General features: G+C 70.8%; 23 protein-coding genes. 12 read left to right on the top strand and 11 right to left on the bottom strand.

Annotated elements, in window-relative coordinates; all coding sequences use genetic code 11:
• Nucleotides 1-48: 48 nt before the first annotated feature.
• Both OHS57_RS28870 and OHS57_RS28875 read left to right on the top strand, forming a co-directional pair.
• Complete coding sequence (locus OHS57_RS28870) at nt 49-468, top strand: YciI family protein (protein ID WP_041983275.1); 420 nt, start codon at nt 49-51, stop codon at nt 466-468.
• Nucleotides 468-1772: an RNA polymerase sigma factor gene (locus tag OHS57_RS28875; RefSeq protein ID WP_328583763.1), complete on the top strand. Its 1305-nt coding sequence runs from the start codon at nt 468-470 to the stop codon at nt 1770-1772. Before OHS57_RS28870 ends, OHS57_RS28875 begins: the two co-directional genes overlap by 1 nt.
• Before the next feature lie 62 nt (nt 1773-1834).
• Here the strand turns inward: OHS57_RS28875 and OHS57_RS28880 are convergent, their stop codons facing one another.
• The gene (locus OHS57_RS28880) at nt 1835-2422 is read right to left on the bottom strand and encodes a TetR/AcrR family transcriptional regulator (RefSeq protein WP_328583764.1); all 588 of its coding nucleotides are present in this window, start codon (nt 2420-2422) and stop codon (nt 1835-1837) included.
• A gap of 70 nt (nt 2423-2492) precedes the next feature.
• On the opposite strand from OHS57_RS28880, the gene OHS57_RS28885 reads away from it, so the two are divergent.
• Nucleotides 2493-3386 (top strand): NADP-dependent oxidoreductase, encoded by an 894-nt coding sequence (locus tag OHS57_RS28885; RefSeq protein ID WP_328583765.1) that lies wholly within the window; start codon nt 2493-2495, stop codon nt 3384-3386.
• A gap of 42 nt (nt 3387-3428) precedes the next feature.
• Here OHS57_RS28885 and OHS57_RS28890 read toward each other — a convergent pair whose 3' ends face one another.
• On the bottom strand, nt 3429-3944 hold the full coding sequence (locus OHS57_RS28890) for a cupin domain-containing protein (protein ID WP_328583766.1): 516 nt from the start codon (nt 3942-3944) through the stop codon (nt 3429-3431).
• A 64-nt stretch (nt 3945-4008) separates the two neighbouring features.
• Between OHS57_RS28890 and OHS57_RS28895 the strand changes: the two genes are divergently transcribed.
• Nucleotides 4009-4809, top strand: a complete 801-nt coding sequence (locus OHS57_RS28895; protein ID WP_328583767.1) for a TetR/AcrR family transcriptional regulator — start codon at nt 4009-4011, stop codon at nt 4807-4809.
• A 20-nt stretch (nt 4810-4829) separates the two neighbouring features.
• On the opposite strand, the gene OHS57_RS28900 is transcribed toward OHS57_RS28895, so the two are convergent.
• Nucleotides 4830-5270 carry an ester cyclase gene (locus tag OHS57_RS28900; protein ID WP_328583768.1) on the bottom strand — a complete coding sequence of 147 codons (441 nt, stop codon included), beginning with the start codon at nt 5268-5270 and terminating at the stop codon, nt 4830-4832.
• 184 nt (nt 5271-5454) lie between these two features.
• Nucleotides 5455-6057 (bottom strand): hypothetical protein, encoded by a 603-nt coding sequence (locus OHS57_RS28905; protein ID WP_328583769.1) that lies wholly within the window; start codon nt 6055-6057, stop codon nt 5455-5457.
• A gap of 464 nt (nt 6058-6521) precedes the next feature.
• Between OHS57_RS28905 and OHS57_RS28910 the strand changes: the two genes are divergently transcribed.
• The gene (locus tag OHS57_RS28910) at nt 6522-9158 is read left to right on the top strand and encodes a hypothetical protein (RefSeq protein ID WP_328583770.1); all 2637 of its coding nucleotides are present in this window, start codon (nt 6522-6524) and stop codon (nt 9156-9158) included.
• Nucleotides 9155-10426 carry a hypothetical protein gene (locus OHS57_RS28915; protein WP_328583771.1) on the top strand — a complete coding sequence of 424 codons (1272 nt, stop codon included), beginning with the start codon at nt 9155-9157 and terminating at the stop codon, nt 10424-10426. The genes OHS57_RS28910 and OHS57_RS28915 overlap by 4 nt, the downstream gene beginning before the upstream one ends.
• A gap of 147 nt (nt 10427-10573) precedes the next feature.
• Here OHS57_RS28915 and OHS57_RS28920 read toward each other — a convergent pair whose 3' ends face one another.
• Nucleotides 10574-12625 carry a hypothetical protein gene (locus tag OHS57_RS28920; RefSeq protein ID WP_328583772.1) on the bottom strand — a complete coding sequence of 684 codons (2052 nt, stop codon included), beginning with the start codon at nt 12623-12625 and terminating at the stop codon, nt 10574-10576.
• Between the two features lie 278 nt (nt 12626-12903).
• Here OHS57_RS28920 and OHS57_RS28925 point away from each other — a divergent pair, with 278 nt between their 5' ends.
• The 3 genes from OHS57_RS28925 to OHS57_RS28935 all read left to right on the top strand — a co-directional run bounded on the left by OHS57_RS28925 (nt 12904) and on the right by OHS57_RS28935 (nt 16134).
• Nucleotides 12904-13839: a GntR family transcriptional regulator gene (locus OHS57_RS28925; RefSeq protein WP_198533177.1), complete on the top strand. Its 936-nt coding sequence runs from the start codon at nt 12904-12906 to the stop codon at nt 13837-13839.
• A 641-nt stretch (nt 13840-14480) separates the two neighbouring features.
• On the top strand, nt 14481-14819 hold the full coding sequence (locus OHS57_RS28930) for a MerR family transcriptional regulator (protein ID WP_041983234.1): 339 nt from the start codon (nt 14481-14483) through the stop codon (nt 14817-14819).
• 52 nt (nt 14820-14871) lie between these two features.
• Complete coding sequence (locus OHS57_RS28935) at nt 14872-16134, top strand: phospholipase D-like domain-containing protein (RefSeq protein WP_328583773.1); 1263 nt, start codon at nt 14872-14874, stop codon at nt 16132-16134.
• On the opposite strand, the gene OHS57_RS28940 is transcribed toward OHS57_RS28935, so the two are convergent.
• Entirely contained in the window at nt 16131-16448 is a 318-nt protein-coding gene (locus OHS57_RS28940; RefSeq protein WP_041983233.1) for an STAS domain-containing protein, read from the bottom strand. The two genes, OHS57_RS28935 and OHS57_RS28940, sit on opposite strands and share 4 nt — an antisense overlap.
• A 236-nt stretch (nt 16449-16684) precedes the next feature.
• Between OHS57_RS28940 and OHS57_RS28945 the strand changes: the two genes are divergently transcribed.
• Nucleotides 16685-17083 (top strand): ATP-binding protein, encoded by a 399-nt coding sequence (locus tag OHS57_RS28945; protein ID WP_328583774.1) that lies wholly within the window; start codon nt 16685-16687, stop codon nt 17081-17083.
• Between the two features lie 62 nt (nt 17084-17145).
• On the opposite strand, the gene OHS57_RS28950 is transcribed toward OHS57_RS28945, so the two are convergent.
• The gene (locus OHS57_RS28950; RefSeq protein ID WP_328583775.1) at nt 17146-17724 is read right to left on the bottom strand and encodes a TetR/AcrR family transcriptional regulator; all 579 of its coding nucleotides are present in this window, start codon (nt 17722-17724) and stop codon (nt 17146-17148) included.
• Nucleotides 17725-17809: 85 nt separating this feature from the next.
• On the opposite strand from OHS57_RS28950, the gene OHS57_RS28955 reads away from it, so the two are divergent.
• On the top strand, nt 17810-18691 hold the full coding sequence (locus OHS57_RS28955; RefSeq protein ID WP_328583776.1) for an SDR family oxidoreductase: 882 nt from the start codon (nt 17810-17812) through the stop codon (nt 18689-18691).
• 79 nt (nt 18692-18770) lie between these two features.
• Here OHS57_RS28955 and OHS57_RS28960 read toward each other — a convergent pair whose 3' ends face one another.
• The 3 genes from OHS57_RS28960 to OHS57_RS28970 form a co-directional block, all read right to left on the bottom strand.
• On the bottom strand, nt 18771-20834 hold the full coding sequence (locus OHS57_RS28960; RefSeq protein WP_328583777.1) for a SpoIIE family protein phosphatase: 2064 nt from the start codon (nt 20832-20834) through the stop codon (nt 18771-18773).
• Nucleotides 20835-20877: 43 nt separating this feature from the next.
• A complete protein-coding gene (locus OHS57_RS28965) occupies nt 20878-21042 on the bottom strand; it encodes a hypothetical protein (RefSeq protein ID WP_328583778.1) in 165 nt (54 codons plus the stop codon).
• 153 nt (nt 21043-21195) lie between these two features.
• Nucleotides 21196-23013 carry a right-handed parallel beta-helix repeat-containing protein gene (locus tag OHS57_RS28970; protein ID WP_328583779.1) on the bottom strand — a complete coding sequence of 606 codons (1818 nt, stop codon included), beginning with the start codon at nt 23011-23013 and terminating at the stop codon, nt 21196-21198.
• 190 nt (nt 23014-23203) lie between these two features.
• Here OHS57_RS28970 and OHS57_RS28975 point away from each other — a divergent pair, with 190 nt between their 5' ends.
• Nucleotides 23204-24178: a helix-turn-helix domain-containing protein gene (locus tag OHS57_RS28975; protein WP_328583780.1), complete on the top strand. Its 975-nt coding sequence runs from the start codon at nt 23204-23206 to the stop codon at nt 24176-24178.
• A gap of 57 nt (nt 24179-24235) precedes the next feature.
• Here the strand turns inward: OHS57_RS28975 and OHS57_RS28980 are convergent, their stop codons facing one another.
• On the bottom strand, nt 24236-24598 hold the full coding sequence (locus OHS57_RS28980) for a winged helix-turn-helix transcriptional regulator (RefSeq protein ID WP_328585193.1): 363 nt from the start codon (nt 24596-24598) through the stop codon (nt 24236-24238).
• Between the last annotated feature and the right edge of the window lie 96 nt (nt 24599-24694).

A 24694-nucleotide genomic window follows, 5' to 3' on the forward strand; every position in this document is an offset into this window, starting at 1 on the left:
TGGAGTACGAGGCGCGAACGGCGACCTCTTGAGCGAAGGAGACCGACTGTGGCGAAGTACATGCTGATCATGCGGGGCACGGACGAGACCATGGCCACGATGATGGAGACGCCCTTCGAGCAGATGCTGGAGACGGTGGGGCGGTTCAACGACGAGCTGATCAAGGCCGGTGTGCTCGTCGCCGCCGAGGGGCTCGACGATCCCGGTCAGGGCGTGGTGGTCGACTTCGCGGGCGAGAAGCCCGTGGTCACCGACGGGCCGTACGGCGAGACCAAGGAGCTGTTCGGCGGCTTCTACCTGATCGATGTGGCCTCCAAGGAGGAGGCGGTCGAGTGGGCCAAGCGGCTGCCGTCGATCCCGGGGAGCAAGGTCGAGGTGCGCCGGGTGCCGGGCATCGACGAGTTCCCGCAGGACAACGAGTGGATCATCAAGGAGCGGGCCTGGCGCGAGCGCACCGGTCAGCTCTGATGTCGCAGGGCACCGACGGCCCGCCGATCACCGAGTCGGTACGGCGGGTCGTCGAGGCCGTCTGGCGGATCGAATCCGCCAGGATCGTCGGCGCGCTCGCCCGCTACACCCGGGACTTCGAGCTCGCCGAGGACATCGCCCAGGAGGCGGTCGCCGAGGCGCTGCTCGTCTGGTCGCGCGACGGGCTCCCCGCCGACCCGGTGGGGTGGCTGCTCGCGACCGCGCGGCGGCGCGCCATCGACGGTTTCCGCCGCCGGTCGGCCCTCGACGAGCGTTACGCCGTGCTCGCCGGCACGCTCGGCGAGGGTGAGGCGAGTTCCGGCGCGGCGGTTCCGCAGGGCCGGTCGGACGAGCTGCCCTGGGACCCCGACCGCATCGACGACGACGTCCTCGCGCTGATGTTCGTGGCCTGCCATCCCGTGCTCTCGCCCGAGGCCCGGGTGGCGCTGACGCTGCGCGCGGTCGGCGGTCTGACGAGCGAGGAGATCGCCCGCGCCTTCCTGGCGCCCGTACCGACGGTCCAGGCGCGGATCACCCGGGCCAAGAAGACGATCGCGGCGGCGCGGGTCCCGTTCGAGCTGCCGCCCGCCGAGGAGCGGCGGGAGCGGCTGGTCGGTGTCCTCGGCGTGCTGTACGTGATCTTCACGGAGGGCTCCACGGCGACGGCCGGCGAGTCCCTGCTGCGTACGGACCTGGCCCACGAGGCGATCCGGCTGGCCCGCGTACTCGCCGCGCTGCTGCCCGACGAGCCCGAGGTGCACGGTCTCCTCGCCCTGTTCGAGCTGACATCCGCGCGCTTTCCCGCGCGCACCGGCCCCGACGGCGAGCCGGTGCTCCTGGAGGACCAGGACCGGAAACTCTGGGACCGGTCCGCGATCCGTCGTGGACTCGCCGCGATCGGCCGCGCCTCCACACTGGGGCGCGGCCTGGGGCCGTACGGGCTGCAGGCGGCGATCGCCGCCTGCCACGCGTCGGCGCCGTCGGTGTCGGAGACCGACTGGGAGCGCATCGTGCTGCTGTACGAAGCGCTGGGCCGGGTCGCGCCTTCCCCCGTCGTCGAGCTGAACCGGGCCGTCGCCGTCGCCATGGCCCACGGACCGGGGCAGGCCCTGGCGATGGTGGACGAACTGGTCGCCACCGACCGGCTGTCGGGATCCCATCTGCTGCCGAGCGTGCGCGGGGAACTGCTGATCCGCCTCGGCCGGACCACCGAGGCACGCACCGAGCTGGAACTCGCCGCCCGGTTGTGCCGCAACGCCCGCGAACGCTCGGTGCTGTTGCGTAAGGCCGCCGCACTGTCGTGACGGTACTGCCGTGACGGCGTGCCGTTAGGTGCTGACCGTTCCTCGGCTGTACGGGCGGTTCCTCACGCGCGTTGAGCGGTGCGAGTGGCCTCCCAGGCCGCCTCGATCATGCCGAAGATCTCGTCCACCGCGGCCTGGGGATCGGCCGCCTCGCGGGCCAGCGAAAAGGCGTCGAGGACGAACCGCGCGATGGTCCGGCTCGCCGTTGTGGTCCGGGACAGCTCCGGATCGGCGGCGATGGCCGCTGCCAGTGTTTCCGCGTGGCGCGCCCGCATCGACTCCTCGTACTTCCGCAGGGCGGGTGATCCGTCGATCATGTGCCAGATCGGGACGCGGCTGTCCGCCGTGCAGTGGGACACCAGGGCCAGGATCTCGCCGCGCAGCGCGGGGATGAGCGGCTCGTCCGGGGCCCGGTCGGTGACCGCTCGCGTCAGGCGCTGCTCGAAGTCCGCGTCCTGCTCGAATACCAGGGCTTCCTTGCCGGCGAAGTGGGAGAAGAGCGTGGTCACGGCCACGTCGGCCTCGGCTGCCACTTCACGGATGCCCACCGCGTCGTACCCGCGTTCCAGGAAGAGCCGCAGGGCGGCGTCGGCGATCTTCTGACGGGTGGCTGCCTTCTTGCGCTCACGGCGTCCGGTCGGCTCGGTCATGAGATGACGCTATCAGGTGCGAAGCTGCATCGGTTGTTAAAAGCTAACCGTTAGCGCTACGGTCGGCGGCATGAAGAAAGTGAGCTTCGCCGAGTTCGGCGGTCCGGACGTTCTGCAACTGACAACCGCCGAGGAGCCCCACGCGGGCCCCGGCCAGATACGCGTCGCCGTGCGGGCGGCAGGTGTGAACCCCGCCGACTGGCGGGTCCGTGAGGGCCAGGTCCTGAAGGCCCATCCGGTCGTATTGCCCGCCGGAGTCGGCCTGGACGCCGCCGGGGTGGTGGACGAGATCGGTGAGGGCGTCGCAGGGGTCGCGGTCGGCGACCGCGTGTTCGGCGAAGGCGCCGACACCTACGCCGAGTTCGCCGTGCTGACGGCCTGGGCCGTTATGCCCGAGGGGCTGAGCTTCGAGGAGGCGGCCGGATATCCCTCCGTCGTGGAGACGGCGTTGCGTGTCATCCGCGAGGTCGGTGTGCGGCCCGGGCAGACGCTGCTGGTCAGCGGTGCGTCCGGGGGAGTCGGCTCGGCGGTGCTGCAGATCGCCCGTGAGCGTGGCATCGCGGTGATCGGCACGGCCGGCGCCCCCAACCAGGACTATCTGCGGAGCCTGGGCGCCCTCGCCACGACGTACGGCGACGGCTGGGTCGAGCGGGTACGGCGCCTCGGCCGTGTCGATGCCGCGCTCGATCTCGCCGGTTCGGGAGTGATCCGTGAACTCGTCGAGCTGACCGGGGACCCGCAGAAGGTGATCTCCATCGCCGACCTCACAGCGCCGGAACTCGGCGTCCGGTTCTCCGGCGTGGCCGGGAGTGTGCCGCAAGCGCTCGCCGAGGCGGCCGCCCTCATCGCGCGGGGCAAGCTGCACATCCCGGTCGAGAAGGCGTACACACTGGCCGAGGCGGCGGCGGCGCACACCGACAGCCAGGCAGGCCACACGCGGGGGCGCCGGGTCATGGTCGTCTGAGCCGTTGGCCGCCCCGGGGCGAGCGGCGCGGCGCCGGTGGCGTCAGGCGCGTGCCGGGTGGTCCGGCGGGAGGTCGGCCGGGGTGGCTCCTGGGGGGCCGAGGACGAGGTCGCCCAGCTCCTCGGCCACCGCGCTGAACAGCTCGACGTCCAGTGTGGTGGCGTCAGTGGCCAGGTGGAGCGGGGTGCCGGCCCGGGCGATGATCTCGGCGAAGCCGGCCGGTGACGAGATGTTGAGGGCGCGGGCACCCTCAGGACCCGCCGCTATCGCGTGCGGGACGCGCAGGGGGATCGTGTAGAAGTCCCCCGAGCCCAGGGTGACCTTGTTGTCGCCCGCCCATACGGTCAGCGAGCCTGAGGAGACCCAGAGGCGCTCCTCGTACTTCGTGTGGGCGTGCAGCGGGGTGGCCGCGGCGGCCGGCATGAACGAGTCCGTCACGTCGTGACGGCCGTCGGTCTCCTCCGCCGAGGTGAGAATGGAAACCCGCAGTTCCTGACCGAGCACGTACTGGCGGTCGGGATGGTCGGGGTTGGTGGACAGGGAGGGGAAGTAGCTCACTCGTCGTCCTTCGATGAGGCTGCACTGTAATGAATAGAGGAACCCTATAGTGAAAGTCGGTCCGGTGGGGAAGAAGGGTGCCGCGCGCCCGGGAACAGCCCAGCAAGCGGCTCGGGAAGTCGCGCGGCAAGCCGCTCAGGAAGCTGCCCGGCAAGCCGCTCGGGAAGGAGCTCCGACGGGTGGTCCGGGCGGCGACTTCGCCCCGTCCCCGCAACGACGCGCCTACCACGCGCCCCGCCGTACGAAGGCGGCCGCGCAGACCCGGGAGGCGATCCTCGACGCGGCGACGCGGCTCTTCCTCGACCACGGGTACGCGAGTGTGACCGTCGCGCAGATCGCCCGGGAGGCGGGTGCCGCCGTTCCCACGGTGTACGCCAGTACCGGTGGCAAGGGCGCCATCCTGACGATTCTCATCGTGGACGGCCTGCAGAGCTCCGCATCGGCCGAGGCGCTGGCTGCCGTGCGCGCGACCGGCGTACCGCGCGAAGCGCTCGCCGCCGCCGCCCACGGCACTCGGCTCGACAACGAGCGGCACCACCGTCTCGTCCGGGTCATGGTCAGCGCGGCGCACGCGGACGAGCACGCCGCCGCCGCTCTCGTCCGCGCGAATCACGCGTACCGGGAGGGCCTGGCCGCCGTGACGCGCCGGCTCGTCGAACTGGACGCGCTACGGCCCGGTCTGACGTCCGCGCGTGCCACGGACATTCTGTGGTTCTACCTCGGTCACCACTCCTGGCACGAACTCGCCGTCGGGCAAGGGTGGTCCTGGGACGTCACGGAGGAGTGGCTTGCCCAGCAGGTCACGACGGCGCTGCTCGCCGACGCGGGGTCCGGTCTCGATCCCGGCTCCGCGCGCAGCGGTTGAGGGTCTTGCCGGACCCGCGATCAGAGTGCCTGGAGCTGCTGGAGCATCTGCAGGGTGTCGGAGTTGAGCCAGTACTCGACGAACTTCCCGTCCCGTACGAGCAGCGTGTCGGTGCCCGTGAAGGTGACCACGGTCCCGAGTTCGGCCTTGGCGCCGGGGAAACCGCCGCCGTACGTGCCGGTGGCCGTCCAGCGCACGGACAGATAGGCGCCGTCGATCAGCGGGGGGACCTCGATGGTGAACTCCAGGTCGGGGAAGGCCGCGCGGCTGTGCAGGATCCAGCCCACCAGGCCGTGGGCGCCCCGGATGGAGCTGCTGTCGCCGCCCTGGATGAGGGCGGTGTGGAGGCGGAAGTCGTCCGAGACGATGGCCGGCGCCAGGGCGTCCTCGCCGTTCCAGAGCCTGAGCCAGGCGTCGAGCAGGGACTTCAGGTCGGTGGCGGTAGCCAGGTCGGTGGTCATGGTGGGCCTCTCGTGACGTGTGACAGGTGACAGGTGACAGGTAGCGGCGGCGAGGAGTGTCGCTCGCGGACTTACGATCGTAAGACTACGCTTGTAATCTTTGGGTTCGCAAGGCGCCGCGTAACAAACTTATCTCTGTAAGGTTACGGGCGTATTCGGTGATGTCGTGGCAGATCGGCCCTGGTCATGTCCCTCGGGCGCCGCTGGCGAGGCCGTTGAAGGTGGTCCGGCCCCACTGGGATGTGCAGTCGACCGAGACGCCCTCCGGCATGAGCCGCTCGCCGAGCCGCAGGATCCGCGCCTGCAGGGCCCGTCGGCTCATGGGCTCGCCCGCCGTGCCCAGCAGGAGGCACAGCTCGTGGCAGCACCACGGTCGCGCCGTTGTGCGCAGCAGGTCGAACAGCACCTGCTGGGTGCCCTGGCGGGGGCGGAGCGAGCGGTACCGTGGTGAGTCCACCGGGCGGCGCCGCGGCGCGGACCCCGTGTCCAGCCAACGCCGCTCGGCGAGGATTCTCCCCGCCAGCTCGCGGGGGTGGGTGTCCCGGGGGATGACGTTGGCGGCGCCGGCCAGCAGCAGATCCACGGAGTCCGTCCGGTCCGGTACCAGCACCACCACGGACGACAAGTGGCTGAGGGCGCTGACGCGTTGCTCCAGATCCTCGTTCCACCGTGGCCCGGGCACATCCAGGACGGTGAGAGGGGTGCGGGTCTTGCGCAGCAGTGTGGCGTAAGCCTGCTCGGAGCCCCAGGCGTGGCTCAGCGCGGGCAGTACGTGCTGACTGCGCATCGCGCGGAGCAGAGTTGACGTCCGCTCACGCTGAAGTGAGAGAACGACGTGTACGGGATAGGGGAACTGCCCCTCGACGGGGACGGCATGCGTGATGTCGTGGCTCAACGCGGTAATAGGCATCGCAATTTCTCTGCCTCAGACCTCTCGTGTGAGTGGTCGCAGCCGACTGCTGCCCGGCTGTGCCCATCGCTTGGTCGCGAGACCGGCGAGCACGACATTACTGAGCGCGATACCCGAAACCTCATGGCTGAGCACTGGTTGGCCATCAAGTGAGCACAATCCCGGCGTCGATGGACGTGGGGGAGGCGGCCGTGGTGACCGGCTCAACAGTGCGGGGACATTATCGTCTGATATATCTGTGCGAACGATCGGCCCACTCAGTAGGGCCAATACGCGGCCATGAAGCCAGGTACTAACTGACCGTGCGTCACACGGCCTTCCGATCATCCAGGGGACGACACATGAGGCGTTGGGTCTCCCACCTCTTCCGCCAGGGCGGCGGGCCGTCCGGCGACAGAGCCTCCGGGGGTGGCTCCCGCGACGCCGCCGGTGGGCCGCCCGTCGAGGATATCGACGGTGTTCTCCTGGTGCGTTCGGTGGACGACGACTCCTTCCCGATCGCCATGCTGGCCGAAGTGGCGCATGCCTTCGGCGCCGAGGACGACGTCGTCACCGTACTGGTCGGCTCGGGCGGTGGCGGTCAGGCAGGTGGTGGGCAGGCCAGCGGCGGTCAGCCGGGTGGCGGGCAGGACGGTGGTCACTGGTCGCGGCTGGCCGGACTCCTCGACTCGCTGCGCGCGCGGGGCACCAGCCGGGTCCGGCTCGTCCTGTCCGGTGCGGGCGACGAACGGCCCGGCCGTCCCAGCACCGCCCGAAGGATCGCCGACGCCTGGGAGTTGGAGGTGTTCGCGCCGGACGGCGTTGTGCTCATCACCCCCGGTGGCACACTCTTCGTCGACGGCGGCTCGCGCCCCGACGGCGCCTGGTGGCGCTTCGCGCCCGGCGAGACCCCCCGGAAACTGGGCCCCCGCGCCCCGGCCCCTGCCTGGCAGGACGCCGTCGGCCGGGTGCCGCAGCGCACCACGGGCGGGTGCGTGGTGGAGCAGATACCCGCAGGCGTGCTGATACGCCCTGCCGACGCCCCCGCGCCGCGCCCCGACGACCTGTGTTTCGCGATTCCCCTCGACACCGAACACGCCACCGTCCTGGTCGGCGCCCCGCAGGCGGAGGACGTCGCGGCCGACGAGGTGGCAGCCGTGCTGACCGCCCTGCCCGCCGAACACCGCTCCCGCGCCCGCCTCGCCCCTGGTGGACGCCGTGACCTTCTGCGGCTCGGCCACGCGGTCGCCGACCTGCTGGACGGTACGGTCGAAGTCCTGACGGGCCTGCCGCTGCTGGCCGACCACGCGCCGCCCGGAGCCGTCCCCCGGCCGTCCCTGATCGGCTTCGACGGGGAACCGAGCTGGCAGCCGTACGTCACGTCCGTGGCCTGTCTGCCCACCGACACGCAGGGCAGAACTCCCGTTCCCCGTCTGCTCGGCAGCCATCCGCCCGCCTGGCTCCCCGGCGGTACGGAACCGGGCACCGTACGGCTCACCGACCGCTGGCAGGCCACCGTGACGCGGTCCGGGCTCGCCCTGTGGGCACGCGGCGGCCCCCGCCCACCGCTCGCGGGAGCGGCCGTGGACCCGGAGACCTGCGCCATCGAACTGGGCTTCCCCGGGCAGCCCTTGGACGCCTCGCTGCTGCCCGCGCTGTCCCGGCTCCTGACCGGTCTCGGCGCCACTGCGCGGGCCAGGACCACCCTGCTGGTACGGGGCCGAATCGTCGGCGGCGAGGGCGAGTTGCGGCGGCTGGCGGCCGAACACGGCGTACGGGGCATCCGTTACGTGACGGCCGGGCGACCCGGCGGGCCCGTGCCCTCCTGGCCCGCGCCGCGCCGCCGGGGACCGGCCCCGGGGCTGCCCGCGTCCGCACCCGCTCCCGCACTCCCGCCCGGTGCCGTACCCCCACCCGTCGTGCGAGCGCCTGCCGAACTGCCGCCCGCCGCCGCACGGCCTCCTGCCGTCAGTGGGCCCGTCGGTACGGGGGCGGCGCCGCGTACGGAGCCAGGGCGTCGACCCGTACCCACCAACGCGCTCACCAGCAGTGTGCCCCCGGCCGGGGACGCCGCTGCCGGCGGAACGCTCGTCCGTACGTCCTCATCTGCGGCTCCGCCGACCCCAGGCGGCCAACCCGGGCCCGTGGAGCCGGAGTCCACGGCGGTGACTGCTCCGTTCCTCCCCGTGCTCCCCGGGCATGTCAGTGACGCGGCCGAACGCGCGGCGTTCCGTGAGTTCGCCGGCGACGGCTGGGACCGGCATGCCGCCGCCGTGTCCCGGCTGCTCTCCAGGATGCCCGTGTTGCGCGGCCGTGAACTGGAGGCGGTACGCACCGACCTCGTCGCCGTACACGCCTATCTGACCGCCGAGAAAGGCCCGTTGCACCATCGCGAGCTGGTCGACGACCTGCGCGCGGGGGAGGGGCGACTGCTCCCCTACGCCGGATGCGTGACATCCGCGCTGCGTACGCTGCCCTCCTACCGAGGCGTGGTCCTGCGCGGTGGTGGTGCGGCGGACAGCCCCGAGCCCGAGCCCGAGACCGGCGCCCTGCTCCAAGATCCCGCGCCGGTCAGCGGGTTGGTCCTCGGCCCGGCGCTGGCCGGCGGAACTCCCGTGCGGTACGCCATCTTGTCCGCCACGGGACGCAAGGTCCGCCGACTGACCGAACCGGCGGACACCGCGCCCGACACGAACGACGAAATCGTCTTCGCGCCGGGCACCGGATTCCGGGTGCTGGGGAGCTGGACCCCGCCCGCCGGGCCCTCCGTCGTGCTGCTCAGGGAGCTTCCCGCGCACGCGACCGCATACATGGACGGGACGCAGGAACTGAGCCAACGGGACCTCAGGGCGCGCACTCAGCTCAAGGACGCGCTCGCCGCTGGGCTGCCCGGCGGCGAGGGGGCGGGCTGGCCCGAGCGCTGCGTCGGGCCCGTCGGCCACCAGCCGCCCCGAGCCGCCGTACGACCGACCACCCACCAGGCCGAAGGAGAACAATGAGCAGTCGCCAGACCCGACCCGACCCCGAAGGGCCGTCGCGTCGGCCCGCGGAGGGCGCCGGCGGTTCTTCGGTGCGCAGAGCCGTGGCACTGGGGCCGGTGGTGTCCGCCCCGGGGGCGGAACTGACCCCCGCCGGGCCGCCGTCGGCCGGTACGGTCCGGGGCGCGAGCGAGGAGGCGGTACGGCCTCGCTCTACGACGTCCGCTACCTCGCGGCAGTCGGCGGAACCGGAGTCGGCGGAACCGGAGTCGACCCCCGGCCCGGACGCCGCCCCCACCACCGTCCTCCCCGTCACAGCGCCCGTCACGGCACAGGCCACGGCGCCCGCCCCTTCGTCCCCCACTCCCACTCGCACCCCCACCGCCACCGCGGCCCGCGTATCCGCGCGCCCGGACGACGAACCGCCCTCCGGGCCCTCGCGAAAGCCGCTGCTCGCCGCCGCGGGCGTAGTCGGTGTGGCCCTCCTCGCCGTGCCCCTGGTGGTCTGGGCGGCCGGTGAGTCCGGGCAGAAGAAGGACAACGTGTCGACGGCGGCCAACACCGAAGACCGTTCGGCCGGTGCACCCCTGGTCGCCGCGCAGCCCGTACACCCGGCCGAGAAGCCCAAGGCCACGCCCACCAAGAAGCACACCACCAAGAAGCACACCACCAAGCCGTCGCCCGCGTCGAAGCCCGAGCTCGAACCCGTGGTCAAGGCCGAGAAGCCGGCCGCGGCTCCGCACTGGGCGACCAAGCCGAGTCCGCCGGCGCCGAAGAAGGTCACCCCGTACCTGGCTCCCGGCCCGCAGATGCCGACGGACAGATCCGCCGCGACCAGGGTCCAGCAGCTGGTGGCACACGACCCGGGCCGGCACATCTGCTACCGGGTCTACGTGAAAACGTTCGGCTGGCAGTCCGCGGTCTGTGACGGCACAACGGCGGGCTCGGACGTGGACAGCCGGAGCGTCAAGGCCATTCAGATCGCCGTGTCCGGCACCAGCGGCACATCCGCCACCGCCTACATCCAGGCCAAGGGATGGGTGAAGAAGCCGTGGATGACCGTGGCGGACGGCAGCAATCTCACCCTGGGCGAGGCCAGGCAGGACGCACCGAACCTGTCGGGCTTCGGCATCAGTGTCGGCAAGGGCAACGTCTGCCAGAACACGTACAGCAGCAAGGGTCCGTGGCAGGGCGTCGCCTGCGACACCCCGCAGACCGCCAACAATTACATCTTCGGCGGGACCATGGATGTGACGCGCTGGCTGGACGCGGTGCGGTTCACCGTGTGACCCACAGGAGGGCAAGCAAGCAAGAAGCGTGCCAGGGGCGCCCCCTGGCACGCTTCTTGTGATCAGAACCTGTTCAGGTGCTGCTCACACGCACCGACGGCACTCGTGACGGTGTTTGACTGGGTGTCACCGGCTCAGCGACATCGGTCAACGTGGGACCGATCCGTACAGCTCGCGCTCCCGCAGCACCTGCGCCGCTGTGCTCAGCGCCGTGGACAGCCGGCGCCGGTAGGTGCTGAAGGACAGCGCCGCCCGGCTCGCCGCGGCCTGCTGGCTGCGCGGCCCGCTCAGGTACGTGATCTCCAGGACGTCGCCCAACTGCCGTCGTCCGGGCTGTGCACGCAACTGCGTCACCGTTTCCGTCAGCACCTTGCGCAGCCCTTCGGCGTCCGCGCCCGGTGCCACGAGCCGGGTGCCCAGCAGCGCGTTCTCCGCGAGCTGGCGGGGGTCGAGCAGGCTCCGGTAGGCGTCCTTGACCGCGTTCACGAACTCCGGCCAAGGCATGGCGGGTTCGGCCGTGACCGTGACCGGTGCGGGGCTCGCCGACGACTCGTCGGTCAGCAGCCGGCCGCGTACGGCCGCCGCCCAGTGGTCGAAGGGCGCGTTGCGCCAGTCCTGCACGAACGGCAACACCCGCCCGGTGTCCGGGTCTTCGGCAGGGACGGCACGCTGCTGGCCGTACAGGTCGAGCAGCGCCGCCAGCCCCGGCTGATGCCGCGCCGTGCAGGTCCAGCTCATCGCCAGGCCGGGTGTGGTCGCCCACAGTGTGGTCAGGGCGAAGCCGGCCGTCGCGGCGCTGCCGGTGCTCCAACGCCCCAGCAGCAGCCGCTCGCTGCGGCGCAGCGGTGACCGCTCGGCCGCGTACGCCAGCGCCGCGCGCGCCACCGGGTCGTCGGGCAGCCCGGCGGCGTCCGGTTCCAGACAGAGTGCGGTGAGTGTGCCGGCGAGTCCGCCGCGGCCGTCCTCGGCGACGGTGAAGGCGGCCGGCTGCTGGTCCCACCACTGCCGGGCCAGTCCGGCCGCCACATCACCGTGTTCCTTACCGATCGCGGCCAGCACGTCGTCCTGGTCCTCCGGGCGGGCGGCGCGCAGCCGGAGCCGGTCCGTACCGTGCCAGTCCACCGCGTCGCGTACGGCGCGGCTGGTCCTGCCCAGGTAGGCGAGGCCCGCTCCGAACGCCCAGCGGCTGCCGGTGCGCCGTGACAACTGCCCGGCCAGGTGCGAGTGCAGCCTGCGGAACAGCCGCTCGTACGCCGACAGGTCACGCCAGCGCAGATCGACCAGCAGCGCTTCGCGTACCAGCTCGTGCGGGACCAGCCCCTCGGCGGTGCTGCGTACGAACGACTGTCCGCGCAGCCAGGTGCAGAGCCTGCGGGCCTCGGCCGACGGCACCTCCAGCGCGTGCCGCAGCAGTTCCTCGGTGGTGACCCGGGCCAGCGCCAGGACGTGCAGGGCGTCGGCCCTGGCGAGCGACACGCTCTCGCGCAGCAGCAGTTGCAGCAGCTCGCCCACCAGGTCGGGGGAGTCGCGCAACTCCCAGCCCGGGTGGGGTTCCACGGCGTCGGTGGCGCGTTCCCTGGCGTCGGCGAAGAGCGCCAGCGCCAACGGCAGTCCGTGCGCGGCCCGTACGATGTCGGGGACTGCCGCCTCCGGCACGTCCCGGTTGCACAGCAGTTTCGCGGCCTCGGCGTCGTCCATGCAGCGCAGCTCCACGCTGCGCAGCGCCTGCCACCATTGCGCGTCGGTGCGCCATTCGGCGGCGGGGGGCCGGCGGCTGCCGACCACGAGCAGCAGATGCGCGGGCATCCGGGGCAGGAACTCGTCGCGCAGCCACTGCTCCAGCGGGCCGAGTGCTTCGCCGCCGTCGATCAGCAGCAACTGCGCTTCCTCCGGCGGCCCTTGTGCCTCCAGGGCGGCCAGGAACGCTTCCGGTGCCGGGTCCGTGACCCGCATGTCGACCGTGCGGACCGTCCTGCCGTAGGTCGTCGCCGCCTCGTCAGCGAACCGGTGCAACAGGCTGCTCTTGCCGATGCCGCCCATGCCGTGCAGCCACACCACGAAGCAGCCCCGCTGGTCGCTGAGCAGCAGCTCCCGCAGCAGCCGCAGTTCGGCGACCCGGCCGGTGAACACCCTGCGCCGTCGCGCCGCCAGCGCGTGCCCGTGGGAGTCGACCGGCGGGGGCGTGGGGGATATCCGCATAGACCGTCCTCCCGACGACACATTAGTGCCTATCCTAGTAGGCCGATGCTAGACCCCTCAGTGGACACTTGGCGCACTACAGACCCGTAGTTCGGGGTTCAGGCGGCAGGTTAGGTAGTTTTCACCTAGTGCGCTGGGTCAATGGGTGGCGATGGTCGGGCATATCTCCGATCCCGTCGGCCCGGGTAAGGTGGTCCGGCTGTGTTGTGTGACGGAGAAACGCGATCGTTGGTTGTGTGACGGGGAAAGTCGGGCACCGGGTGGACAGCGAGCTACAGGTGAGTCGTCACTCCGACATGCCCATCTACCGGCAGATCGTCACTCAGGTGTCGTTCATGATCGAGACCGGCGATCTGGCGGTCGGCCAGACCCTGCCCAGCGCCCGGCTGCTGGCCGACAACCTGCAGATCAACCGCAACACCGTGGCCCGTGCCTACGCGGAGCTGGGTGACCTGGGTCTGGTCGAGAGCCGTGGACGCGGCGGGACGACCGTCGTCGGGACGGGCCTGGCGCAGGAGAGTGCGCCCGCCCGCGACCGGGCACGCATGGTGCTCGAAGCGGCGGCCAAGGAATGCGTCGCCCTCGGTCTGTCCGCCGTCGAGATCCAGTCGCTCGTGACGAGCCTCGCCATGCGTGCCGAGGACGATCTCCTCAAGGTCTCGTTCGTGGAGTGCAACGCCGACCGGGCGAGCTATTTCGCGAGTGAACTCGGCCTGCATGTCGGCCTCAAGGTGAAGCCGCTCGTGCTCGGAGATTTCACCTCGGACGAGGAACAGGCCGATCTCGTGCTCACCACGTTCTTCCACCTGGCCGAGGTGCGCAGGCTGTGGCGCCGGCCGCAGACCGAGGTGGTCGCCCTCGTCGTCGCACCCCATGTGCAGACGCTGGTGCAGATCGCCTCCGCCGCCAAGAACGGCAAGGTCGGCATCTGCTACTACACCGACGGCCAGGCCGTCAGCATCCGGGACTCCCTGACCCAGTCGGGCATCGCCAACATCAAGGTGCTGGACGGTTCGGACGACGCCGCCGTCGCTGACATGGACCTCGTGGTGGTCCCCAACAACATGCCCGAGCTGAAAGCCCGCTTCGACGGGCGGGTCAAGGTGATCGAGTTCGGCAACGTACTGGACGCCGCGTCCATCCGTATGGTGACCCAGGTCGTCGGTGACATGCAGGCCGCCAAGCGGATTCCCGCCCCCGACCTCCGCGGCTGAAGCGACAGGCGCACCGCGGCGGACGTGCTGCGGCGGACGCACCACGGCGGACGCACTGCGGCCGCCGGTCGGCGACCAGCCTCCCTGTTCCAGCAGGCCTTCATTACCTTGCCGTCGAATACGCGAAAATCTATGGCGGCCGGAGTAGACATTGGGTGGCGGGGTGGCTAGTGTTTCTCTCGTAGCCGAGATCAGCAAGGCCCGGCAGAGACGAACTGGCGGGCGGAAGTACGCGTAGTACGCAGCACGGTGCGGTGGTGGAGTTCCGAAGCCAGGGTTGTCGCAGGACGGTGACGGGACTGACGACCGGACCGGGGGGCCCGCAGTGATCAGGGGCCGCCATGAGCAACACCGCAGTACATGACATCAGTAGTTGACCAAGAGGGAAGAACGGAGGAGCCAGGCGCCATCAGGATCGCCCGGGCGCACCACTTGGGCCCGGGTACCGCAGGACATCGATAGTGAGGTGGTCTCCGGTCAAGCAACCGCGATCCCCGCAGTTCTCATCCCCCACGGGATGGGCACGCGGACACAGAAGGCCGGCGCCGTAGGTGGGCCGGCAGATGGTGTAGCAGTTCCTTCGGGGCCTTGGTGCCGTTCGGCACCAAGGCCCCTCCAGCGTGTTCCACAGAGAGGTGCAAATGGCAGCAGACGATTCGCTCAGCCGTCTCGACGACGACGACTACCCCGCCTACACCATGGGCCGGGCCGCCGAGATGCTCGGCACCACCCAGGGCTTCCTGCGCGCCATCGGCGAAGCCCGGCTGATCACCCCGCTGCGCTCCGCCGGCGGACACCGCCGCTACTCCCGCTACCAGCTCCGCATCGCGGCCCGCGCACGGGAACTCGTCGACCAGGGCACCCCGATCGAGGCCGCGTGCCGCATCGTCATCCTTGAGGACCAGCTCGAAGAGGCCCAGCGCATCAACGCCGAATACCGTCGCGCCGCCCGGTCGGCGGATCCGACGGCCACGGGCTGAGGGCCCGGCGCTGTGCTTTGTCTTCCCGGCCACCATCCGGGAAGGTGCAGCTATGACACGCACGCAGAACGCACCGGTAGAACCCGCCGAATCGACCAGGACAGCGCGACCCCAGGGGTTCGACGGCGCGGCGGACGGCGGTGACGGGGATGCGCTCCTCGACGAACGCGTCCGGCGCACCAGACGCCGGCTGGAACGGCTCATAGGCATAGCGGCCACCGAGGGCAACGCACTGGTCCCGCTGCGCAACGGGGACGAGATCTTCACCGCCATGCTCGACGGCATCGCCGCCGCCCGGCACACCGTGGACATGATGACGTTCGTGTACTGGAAGGGCGAGATCGCCCAGCGGTTCGCCGACGCGCTGGCGGACCGGGCGCGCGCGGGGGTGCGGGTGCGGCTCCTGCTGGACGGCTTCGGCAGCCGGCTCATCGACAAGGGCCAGTTGGCGGTGATGCGGGAGGCCGGTGTGCAGGTGACCTGGTTCCGCAAGCCCCTCTATCTGTCCCCGCTGAAGCAGAACCACCGCTGCCACCGCAAGGTCCTCGTCGTGGACGAGGAGACGGCCTTCACCGGCGGGGTCGGCATCGCGGAGGAGTGGTGCGGCGACGCCCGCAACCCCGACGAGTGGCGCGACACCCATGTGCAGGTGCGCGGACCGGCGGTGGACGGACTGGCCGCTGCGTTCGCCCAGAACTGGGCCGAGTGTCACGACGAACTCTTCGACGACCGCGACCGGTTCATCTCCCCGGCCGCCCAGGGCGATGCCGTCGTACAGGTGGTGCGCGGGTCCGCCAGCTTCGGCTGGCAGGACATGCAGACGCTGTTCCGGGTGGTCATCGAGTCCGCGGAGGAACGAATCCGGCTGGCCACCGCCTACTTCGCGCCCGACGCGTACTTCATCGAGCTGCTGTGCGCGGCCGCGCGCCGCGGCGTCGAGATCGAGATCCTGCTGCCCGGCCCGCACACCGACAAGCGGGTCTGCCAACTGGCCGGACAGCGCTACTACGAAGACCTCAACGCCTGCGGCGTCAAAATCTTCCAGTACCAGCCGACGATGCTCCACACCAAGGTCATCACCGTGGACAGGACAATGGCGCTCATCGGCTCGACGAACTTCAACCGCCGCTCACTCGACCACGACGAAGAGGTCATGCTCGCCGTGCTCGACCCGGCGTTCACCGCGACCCTGGACGGCCACTTCACGGAGGATCTGCAACACAGCGAACTCATCAGGCCGGGCCGCTGGAAGCGGCGCTCACCGCTCCAGCGCGCCAAGGAAACGGCCGTCGTGCCGATCAGGCGCTTCCTCTAGTACGGAACGTCCTGCGCTTCCGCGAGCGTCCGGTAGGTGTTCAGCACGGCGTCGACACCGACGATGCTGAACAGCCGGTCCAGCGGCGGCCGCAGGCCGACGATGCGCAGATCGGTGCGCTGGTGCGTGCGGAGCAGCAGGTTCAGGAAGGTGGAGTCACCGAAGGTGACGTCACTGACGTCCAATATCACCGCGGGGGCCGCTGCGCTGGCCTCCTGGAGCTGGACGTCGAGCGGTTTCAGATTGTCGGCGTCCAGGTCACCTGCCGCGGTGACGACCGGCAGTTGCGTGGGAGCGTGGTCGCTTGTCGACATAGCTTCAGTATGTCGAAGACCGGGTTGCTCCGGGGCAACGCGATGAGCTGCGTCGGGCAAAGAGCCAGAACCGTGATCTCCGTCATCGCCGCCCCCAGTTCCGTGTAGCTCCGGGGATCGGGGTAGAAGCAACCAGTCGACGGATATGGTGCGTCCTGCACACACTCGATGCCCGTACTTCGTGCGGTGCAACGGTGGAAGACCGTCAGCAGGATCCTCCAGTGGGAGATGGTGACGTGCGGAGCAGTGAGAGCTACCCGGGGGAGCCTGGAGCGGTAGCCGCTGCCCGGCACTTGGCGGCGCGCTTCCTGTCCCGGGTCGGCATGGGCGGCGCGGCGGCGGCCGAGCAGACCGTCCAGATCGTGCAGTTGGTCGTCTCGGAACTGGTCACCAACGCGGTGCGGCACACCGACGGCCCGTGCGGTGTCGACCTGGAACTGACCGGCCAGACGGTGGCGATCACGGTCTGGGACACCTCGCCGCAGCTGCCGGTGGTGACGGAGCACGATCCGACGCGGGTGGGCCGGCACGGGATGGAGATCATCACCGCTCTGTGCGGGGGCTTCCAGGTGGCCCGCAGGGAAGCCGGCAAACAGATCACCGTACGCCTGCTCCTGGCGGACGCCGCCGTCTGACGGGACGGCGGGACCGCGCGGGGTTGCGGGGCCGGGTGGTCGGAATCCTGGTCAGGTGCTGGTCAGGTCAGTGACGCGCTGGCCGCGCGCAGCTCGTCCAGGGCCGTCAGGATGTGCCCGGCGAGTTCGTCATCGTCGCCGCGCTCGCCCTCGGCCCACTCGGCATAGCCCCGCTTGAACGCGAGAAGCCCCAGCTCACCCGCGAGGGCCGCCGTCGGGTCGGGTACGCCACGGGCGACCAGGGCCGTGGTCATCGCTGCCGTGAGGCTGACGCTCTTGAGGGCGTCACGCTCCTGGAGCTCGGTGCTGGCGGCGACGGCCGCCTTCAGCCGCGGGGCGAGTTCCCGGTTCATGGGACCCATCACGCCGGAGGCGCGCTCAAGACCGGCGGCGACGGCCGCCAGCGGCCCCGCGCTGTCGGGCGCCTCGGCGATCCCCTCGGCCAGCAGTCGGCTCAGCGTCTCCTGCCCGGCCACCAGCAGCTCGCGCTTGTCGGGGAAGTGCCGGAAGAAGGTGCTCTTGGTGACTCCGGCGCGCTCGGCGATCTGCGTGACCGTCGTGGCGTCGTACCCCTGCTCGGTGAACAGGTCGACGGCGGCCACGACGAGGCGTTCCCGTGCCCCTGCTTCCCACCGCGCCATACGTTCATCATACGTGATGGGACTCTTGTCCCATCACCCTGTTAGGCTGATGGGACAAGAGTCCCATCACTCGCGGGAGAGTTCCATGCGCGTCTTCGTCACCGGCGGTACCGGCCTGATCGGATCCGCCGTCGTCGCCGAACTGCTCGGCAACGGCCACACCGTCCTCGCCCTCGCCCGCTCCGACGCGTCCGCGCGTGCCGTCGAGGCGGCCGGCGCGCAGCCGCTCCGGGGAGGCCTCGCCGATCTGGACGTCCTTCGTACCGGCGCGGCGCAGAGCGAAGGGGTGATCCATCTCGCGTTCGGCAACGACTTCAGCAGCCCCGAAGCCGTCGCCGACGCGGTCGCGGAGGAAAGCGCCGCCATCGCGGCCCTCGGCGAGGAACTCGTCGGCAGCGACCGCCCCTTCGTCACCGTCTCGGGTACGCCCTGGGTGCCCGGCCGCCTCTCCACCGAGACCGACCCGCTGCCGACCGACGGGCCGGTCGGCGGTCGGGGCCGCGCGGTCACGGCCATGCTCGGGCTGGCCTCGCGCGGCGTCCGTACGACGGCGGTACGCATGCCGCGCACGGTGCACAACCAGGGCGACGGCGGGTTCGCCGGAATGCTGACCGGTATCGCACGGCAGAGCGGAGTCTCCGGGTACGCGGGCGACGGCGAGCAGCGCTGGCCGGCCGTGCACGCGCTCGACGCGGCGGTCCTCTTCCGGCTCGCCCTCGAAAAGGCGCCGGCCGGCACCTCCTGGCACGCCGTGGCTGACGAGGGCGACACGGTGCGCGACATCGCCGCGGTCATCGGCCGTCGGCTGAACCTGCCGGTCGAGTCGGTGCCGCCGGAGACGTACGGCCCGCTCGGCCCGATCTTCGCGACCGACCAGCCGTCGTCCAGCACGCACACCCGGCAGACGCTCGGCTGGGAACCGAAGCACCCGAGCCTGCTGGCGGACCTGGAGAACATCCAGCCCTGACGTCACGCACCGCTGGGTCGCTACGCCGTCCCGCGCGGGGCAATGGCAGCCCCCGCCGGCCGCTCCCCGGCCGGGCGGCTCAGACGTCCGTCAGGCTCTGCTCGGCCCAGATGGTCTTGCCGTTCTCCTCGTAACGTGTCCCCCAGTGCCGGGTGAACGACGCGATCAGGAACAGCCCGCGGCCGCCCTCGTCCTGGAGCCTCGCGTGCCGCAGATGCGGGGCGGTGTCGGCCTCGTCCGAGACCTCGACGGTCAGGGTCCGGTCGAGGATCAGCCGCAGCCGGATGGGCCCCGTCGCGTGGCTGAGCACGTTGGTGGCCAGTTCGCTGACCACCAGGTCGGTGGTGGGAGCGTGCTCCTCCAGACCCCACTCGGCCAGCTGGTGGTGGGCCGCGCGCCGTGCCTCACGTACCGAGACGGCCTCGGCCGGGAAGGTCCAGGAGGCGACGTGGTGCGGATCGAGCCGGTTGAGCCGCGCCGTCAGGAGCGCCATCCCCTCCCGCGAGGCGCCGCGCAGCAGCTTGTACGTCGCCGAGTCGCAGACCTCCTCGGGGGTCGCCGAGGGGTCCGCCAGTACGTCGCGCAGCCGGCTGAGGCGTTTGTCCGCCTCCGCCGGATACCGGCCGGCGACGCTGTCGGAGTACAGACACAACAGGCTCCCGACCGCGACGTCGACCGTCCGCATCTCGTACGGGGTGCCCTGCCCGAGCGGCGCCCCGCGCGGGACCTCCAGCCGGCTGACGGTGCCCTCGGGATCGGCGAGCAGCGGGCCGTCGTGCGCCGCCGACGCCAGGGCGCACCGCCGGCTGACGGGGTCGTACGTCAGGTAGAGACACGAGGCGGTGAACGGCGGTCGGCCGCGGTGCCTGCTGCCGGGATCCGCCTCCTGCTCGCGGCCGAGGCTCTGGGAGACGTCGTCGAGGTGTGCCATGAGTTCGTCGGGCGGCAGGTCCATCGAAGCGAGCGTCGAGGCCGCGGTCCGCAGCCTGCCCATCGTCGCCGATGCCCACAGGTCCTCGCCCGGCACATACCCGAGGACCAGCCCCACCCGGCAGCTGGACAGCGGGAGGACGTCGAACCAGTGGGCCCCGTACTCACCCGGCAGGTAGCACTGGGCGGAGCGCACCGCCGCCACCCGCGGTGGGGTCCGGGGCAGCAGACTGCGCTGCAGCGCCGTCGCGACGGTGTGTTCACGGGTGAAGCGGCGCGCGTTGTCGACACACAGCGCCGTGACGCCCGCGATCTGCGTCGCGAGTGACAGGTCCGCCTCGTCGAAGGGCTCGGGACGGGCGCCGTCCCGGTAGAAGGTCGCCATCCCCAGCACCAGCCCGTGGACGGTCAGCGGCGCCGCGATGAACGAGTGCACACCTGTCCTGGCGATGAACTCGGCGCGCGGCTGGTCCTGGGCGAGCCACTGACCGTACGGCGCGACCGAAGCGACCAGGCGGGGCCGCAGATCGCTCAGCGCCTGGGTGTACGGCGTGGGGAACGCGTAGTCGCTGGCGCTGCCCACCGGATAGGCGCCGTACGCACCGTCGTGCGACTGGAACGCGGCGCGCCGCATGGGCAGCCGGCCGCTCACCGGGCCGATCGGCGCGTCACCGGACAGGACGGACTCCACCACGTCGACGGCGACGCTGTCGGCGAAGCCGGGGACGGCCGTGTCGGCGAGTTCCTGGGCGGTGCGCAGCGCGTCCAGATGGCTGCCGATGTGAGCGCGCGCCGTGCTCAGGAGCTCCAGGCCCGCTCGCTCGCGCAGTTGCTCGGTGACGTCGTGGACCATCGAGGCGGCGCCGGTCGTCCGGTCGCCGTCCCGCAGGGGGTAGCCGGTGACGACGTACTCGCGCCGCTGCCCCGCGTCGGACCTCGGATGCGCCGTCATCGGACGGTCCTCGACCGTCGACCCGGTCCGCAGCACTTCTTCGATGACGGGGGAGACCGGGAATCCCCGGTCCAGGTCTCTGACGTCGGCGCCGATCACGGCAGCGGCGGTCCTGTCGCGCATGCGCAGGACGGCGGGATTCGCCCGGAGGACCCGGAAGTTCGTGTCGTACACCTCAAGACCGGCCCTGGCCTGGTCGAACAGAGCCTCGACGCTGCCCGCCCCGGCTGCGCCGGGACCGCCCGCCGGGCCGCCGTTCATCGGTCCGACCGCCGCTGCTGTTGGCGTGGCATGGTCGACCCCGCTACCAGGGGATGGTGCCGTTGGCGTCGAAGAACCCACCGGTGGGCCCCTCGGCCCTGAGCATGTTGACCGCGGCCTTCGACGACGGACAGGCGATGTCGGAGCAGAAGTGCGTATTGGTCTCGAACACGTCCCGCATCGCTCCGGTGATCAGTGTCGCGGCCATGGCCTGTCTCCCTTGGCGAGGCGTACCCGCACGCACAACCCATTCAAAGCGACAAACCGCAAGTCGGCATCTTCGAGTTGCACAGGCTGCCCGCCAGGTCGGGGTGATGCCCGGAGTCGGTTGCCCGGACATCCGGACATCACCCCGGCGCGTTCAGCCGGTGATCTTGAAGGTGTTCGGGGAGTCGTTCCGCTGGGCCACCTGGCCCGGGAGCAGGTTCCGCACCGTGTTGGCGGTGAACTTGCCCGTGCCGGTCACGCCCGCCGCTATCAGGATTCCCTGGGTTGCCGGGTGGTCGATCGTGTTGTTCGTCAGTGTGACGTTCGCGCGGGTCTTGTCGACCATGAGGCCCGTGCTGAGGGAGCCGCGGATGATGTTGTTGCTCATGGTGACGTTCGTGTAGGCGGTCGGGAACAGCGAGGTGGGGCCGGGGGAGCCGATGTGTACGCCCTGGCGGGGGCCGTTCCAGCCGCCGCCGCCGGTCAGGACGTTTCCGGTGATCGTCGCTGACTCCAGGGGGTGTCCCGAGTCGCCGAACACACTGACTTCCAGGGCGTTGTTCGACGACACACTGTTCACCAGGTTGTCCCGCACCTCGACGTTCTTCCCGCCCGCGACCCGGATGCCGTTGGCCCACCAGGGCGCTACCGCCGTGTTGTTGAGGATCTTCGCGCCGGTGATCTGGCCGTTCTTGCCGTCGGCGCCGGCGTCCGAGTACGTCGCGAAGGAGTCGTCACCGGTGTTGCGGGCGAAGTTGTTCTTGACCGTGATGTTGGTGCCGAGCTTGTCAGGGCTCGGGGTGTTGCCGTTGTTGATGTTGAACCCGTCGCCGTAGCTGTCCGCGGTCCGGCTGTTCTGGACCACGCCGTTGCTGCCCGACAGCCAGTTGGCGTCGACATGGCGCGTCCAGATGTGGTCGATCTGCCAGCCGCCCGCGCCGCTCGCGTTGACGCCGTAGTCCGAACCGCCACTGCCGCCGATGTCCCGCCAGACGGCGTTGGCGTCGATCTGAAGGTCCGTCAGTGTGGTGCCCGAACCCACCGTGATCTGCGAGCGCCACGCGTTGGCCGGCAGCGGGACCTTGCGGTAGATGGTGGTGTACCACATGCCGGCGCCCTGTACCTTCACGCCGGTGAAGTCCAGCGGCTTCGACACGAGGCTGTTCGTCAGGTACTTGCCCTGCGGGATCCACACCGACTTCTTCTGGGTGCGGGCCGCGTTGACCGTGTTCTGGATGGCGACCGTCGAATCCTTGCCGAAGTTCGGATCCGCGCCGTTGCTGACCACCGATATCGAGTTGGCCGGCTGGGCCAGGGCCGGTCCCACGTTCTCCAGGTCGACGGAGTCGACGTCGTAGACGGCGGCCGTGTTGGCCGCGTCCTTCTGGAGTTTGATGCTGCTGCCCGCGGCGATCGGGGCGCCGGTCACCCGGACGGGGAACTCGTTGTAGAAGCGGTACGGCACCCCGCCCGCGTGCGGGTCGTCCGGGTTGGTGGTCGCGCCGCGGTAGTTCCACGCCTGGCGGGAGCTGAGCGCGATCGCCTGGCGGAACGTCCCGTTCACGTACAGGTTCAGCGTCGCGTCGATACCGCCGCCCGCCGGGGCGTCGGGGATCGAGGCGCGGACCACCAGGGTGTTGGCGGCCTTGCCCGTGTTGTTCGGCATGGTCACCGAATCGCCGTTGGCCTTCAGCTCCGTCAGTGCGTAACCCGAGGCCTCGGTCTCCAGCGATGCGGCCGTCGGCTTCGGCGCCCCAGGGCTGATGGAACGGAGTCGGGCGCCGCCGCCGAGGGTGCCGGATTCCGCTTCGACCGTGACGAAAGGTGTGGTGGCGCCTGCGGCTGCCGCGACGGACGCGGTGCGGGCGGTGGCGGTGATGTCCGTGGGCGCCGCGCCGCCGGGCTGTGCGACCAGGACGCCCGCGGTGAGCAGTGCGGCACCGCACAAGCCGGACAAGATTCTTCGGTACATGTGTCACCCCTTGATGGGTTCAGTGACGTGTGGGGGGTAGTGACGGATCGTCACGGTAAACGCTTTCTATTCTTAACGGCCAGCATCTAGGCGCCAATATGGGAAGTCAAGACTGGTACACCTCGTTCCTTCTGGTTCGCTCGGTGGAATCGGGAAAGCGCTTGTTTCCGTGCGGCGCTAGCATCGCGGGGTGAGCGCGACACACGAAGTGGCCGTACTGGCCTTCGACGGGATGGCGCCCTTCGAGCTGGGCGTGGTGGTCGAGGTGTTCGGCCTGGCGCGGCCGGAGCTCGGCGAACAGCCCTGGTACGACCTGCGGGTGTGCGCGCAGGAGCCCGGCCGGGACCTGCGGGTCGTCGGCGGAGTCACCCTGCGCGCCGAGTACGGCCTCGCGGAGCTGGCGGCGGCGGACACGGTGATCGTGCCGGGCGTCGCCGAGGTGGGCGGGGAGGTCTCCCCTGAGCTGGTCGCCGCGCTGCGCCTGGCGCACTCGCGCGGTGCGCGCCTGGTGTCGATCTGCTCGGGCGCGTTCGCCGTCGCCGCGACCGGCCTGCTGGACGGCCGCCGCGCCACCACGCACTGGCGGTACGCGCGCACCCTCGCCGAGCGCCATCCGGAGATCGACGTGGATCCCGACGTGCTGTACGTCGACAACGGCGACATCCTGTCCAGCGCGGGCAGCGCCGCCGGCATCGATCTCTGCCTCTATCTCGTACGGTCCGACCACGGCGCCGCGGTCGCCAACACCGTGGCCCGGCGCTTCGTGGTCCCGCCCCATCGCGAGGGCGGCCAGGCGCAGTTCATCGAGGCGGCCGTCCGTCCCGTCAGCCCTGACAGCGACGGGGTCGCGTGCAGCATGGCCTGGGCGCTGGAGCGTCTGCACACCCCGCTGAGCGTGCCGATGCTGGCCCGGGCGGCGAGCATGTCGGAACGCTCCTACCTGCGGCACTTCACCCGCCGCACCGGAACCAGCCCGATGCGCTGGGTCGTCGCCCAGCGCGTAGCGGCGAGCCTGCCGCTGCTGGAGTCGGGCGAGGGCTCGGTCGGCGAGGTGTCCGCAGCCGTCGGCTTCGACAGCGCGGCCACCTACCGCCACCACTTCGGCAGGGAGATGCGGACGACACCGACCGCGTACCGCAAAGCGTTCGTGCGGACCGCCGGGTAGTTTCCGGTCGCCGGGCGCAACGTCGTCCGACGTCTGCGTACGCGGTAAGTCCGCAGGTCAGAGTTGGTCCGCGCTCTCGCGGCTGCGCTCGTTGGCGCGGTCGATCTCGGCCATGTGTTCCTCGGCCCAGGCGCGTACGGCGGCCAGCGGCCCTTCCAGCGACAGGCCGAGCGGGGTGAGGCGGTAGTAGACGCGCGGCGGCACCGACGCCTCGACGCGGCGCTCGACCAGGCCGTCCCTGGCCAGCCCCTGGAGGGTGACCGACAGCATCTTCTGCGAGACGCCGGTCATCCTGCGCTGCAGTTCGGCGAAGCGCACCTCGTCGGGGGATGCCTCCGCGAGCACCTTCACGGCCATCGACATCCACTTCGTGCCGATCCTGTCGAGCAGCCGACGGGTCTTGCACCCCGGGTCGAACAGGTCACCGCGCCCGTCGGCGGAGCGCGGTGCCGACGGGGTCGGGCGCGGTGCCGATGGGGTCGAGGAGGTCGAAGGGGTCGAACGAGTCGAAGGGGT

The organism is Streptomyces sp. NBC_00370, assembly GCF_036084755.1.
Classification (GTDB): Bacteria; Actinomycetota; Actinomycetes; order Streptomycetales; family Streptomycetaceae; genus Streptomyces.

Bases quoted from the DNA above. Each gene is read 5' to 3' on its own strand.
- OHS57_RS28935 (WP_328583773.1), top strand. From the start codon at position 14,872: ATGACACGCACGCAGAACGCACCGGTAGAACCCGCCGAATCGACCAGG.
- OHS57_RS28905 (WP_328583769.1), bottom strand. From the start codon at position 6,057: ATGCGCAGTCAGCACGTACTGCCCGCGCTGAGCCACGCCTGGGGCTCC.
- OHS57_RS28965 (WP_328583778.1), bottom strand. From the start codon at position 21,042: ATGGCCGCGACACTGATCACCGGAGCGATGCGGGACGTGTTCGAGACC.
- OHS57_RS28955 (WP_328583776.1), top strand. From the start codon at position 17,810: ATGCGCGTCTTCGTCACCGGCGGTACCGGCCTGATCGGATCCGCCGTC.
- OHS57_RS28910 (WP_328583770.1), top strand. From the start codon at position 6,522: ATGAGGCGTTGGGTCTCCCACCTCTTCCGCCAGGGCGGCGGGCCGTCC.
- OHS57_RS28900 (WP_328583768.1), bottom strand. From the start codon at position 5,270: ATGACCACCGACCTGGCTACCGCCACCGACCTGAAGTCCCTGCTCGAC.
- OHS57_RS28885 (WP_328583765.1), top strand. From the start codon at position 2,493: ATGAAGAAAGTGAGCTTCGCCGAGTTCGGCGGTCCGGACGTTCTGCAA.
- OHS57_RS28880 (WP_328583764.1), bottom strand. From the start codon at position 2,422: ATGACCGAGCCGACCGGACGCCGTGAGCGCAAGAAGGCAGCCACCCGT.
- OHS57_RS28915 (WP_328583771.1), top strand. From the start codon at position 9,155: ATGAGCAGTCGCCAGACCCGACCCGACCCCGAAGGGCCGTCGCGTCGG.
- OHS57_RS28875 (WP_328583763.1), top strand. From the start codon at position 468: ATGTCGCAGGGCACCGACGGCCCGCCGATCACCGAGTCGGTACGGCGG.
- OHS57_RS28950 (WP_328583775.1), bottom strand. From the start codon at position 17,724: ATGGCGCGGTGGGAAGCAGGGGCACGGGAACGCCTCGTCGTGGCCGCC.
- OHS57_RS28930 (WP_041983234.1), top strand. From the start codon at position 14,481: ATGGCAGCAGACGATTCGCTCAGCCGTCTCGACGACGACGACTACCCC.
- OHS57_RS28940 (WP_041983233.1), bottom strand. From the start codon at position 16,448: ATGTCGACAAGCGACCACGCTCCCACGCAACTGCCGGTCGTCACCGCG.
- OHS57_RS28970 (WP_328583779.1), bottom strand. From the start codon at position 23,013: ATGTACCGAAGAATCTTGTCCGGCTTGTGCGGTGCCGCACTGCTCACC.
- OHS57_RS28920 (WP_328583772.1), bottom strand. From the start codon at position 12,625: ATGCGGATATCCCCCACGCCCCCGCCGGTCGACTCCCACGGGCACGCG.
- OHS57_RS28960 (WP_328583777.1), bottom strand. From the start codon at position 20,834: ATGAACGGCGGCCCGGCGGGCGGTCCCGGCGCAGCCGGGGCGGGCAGC.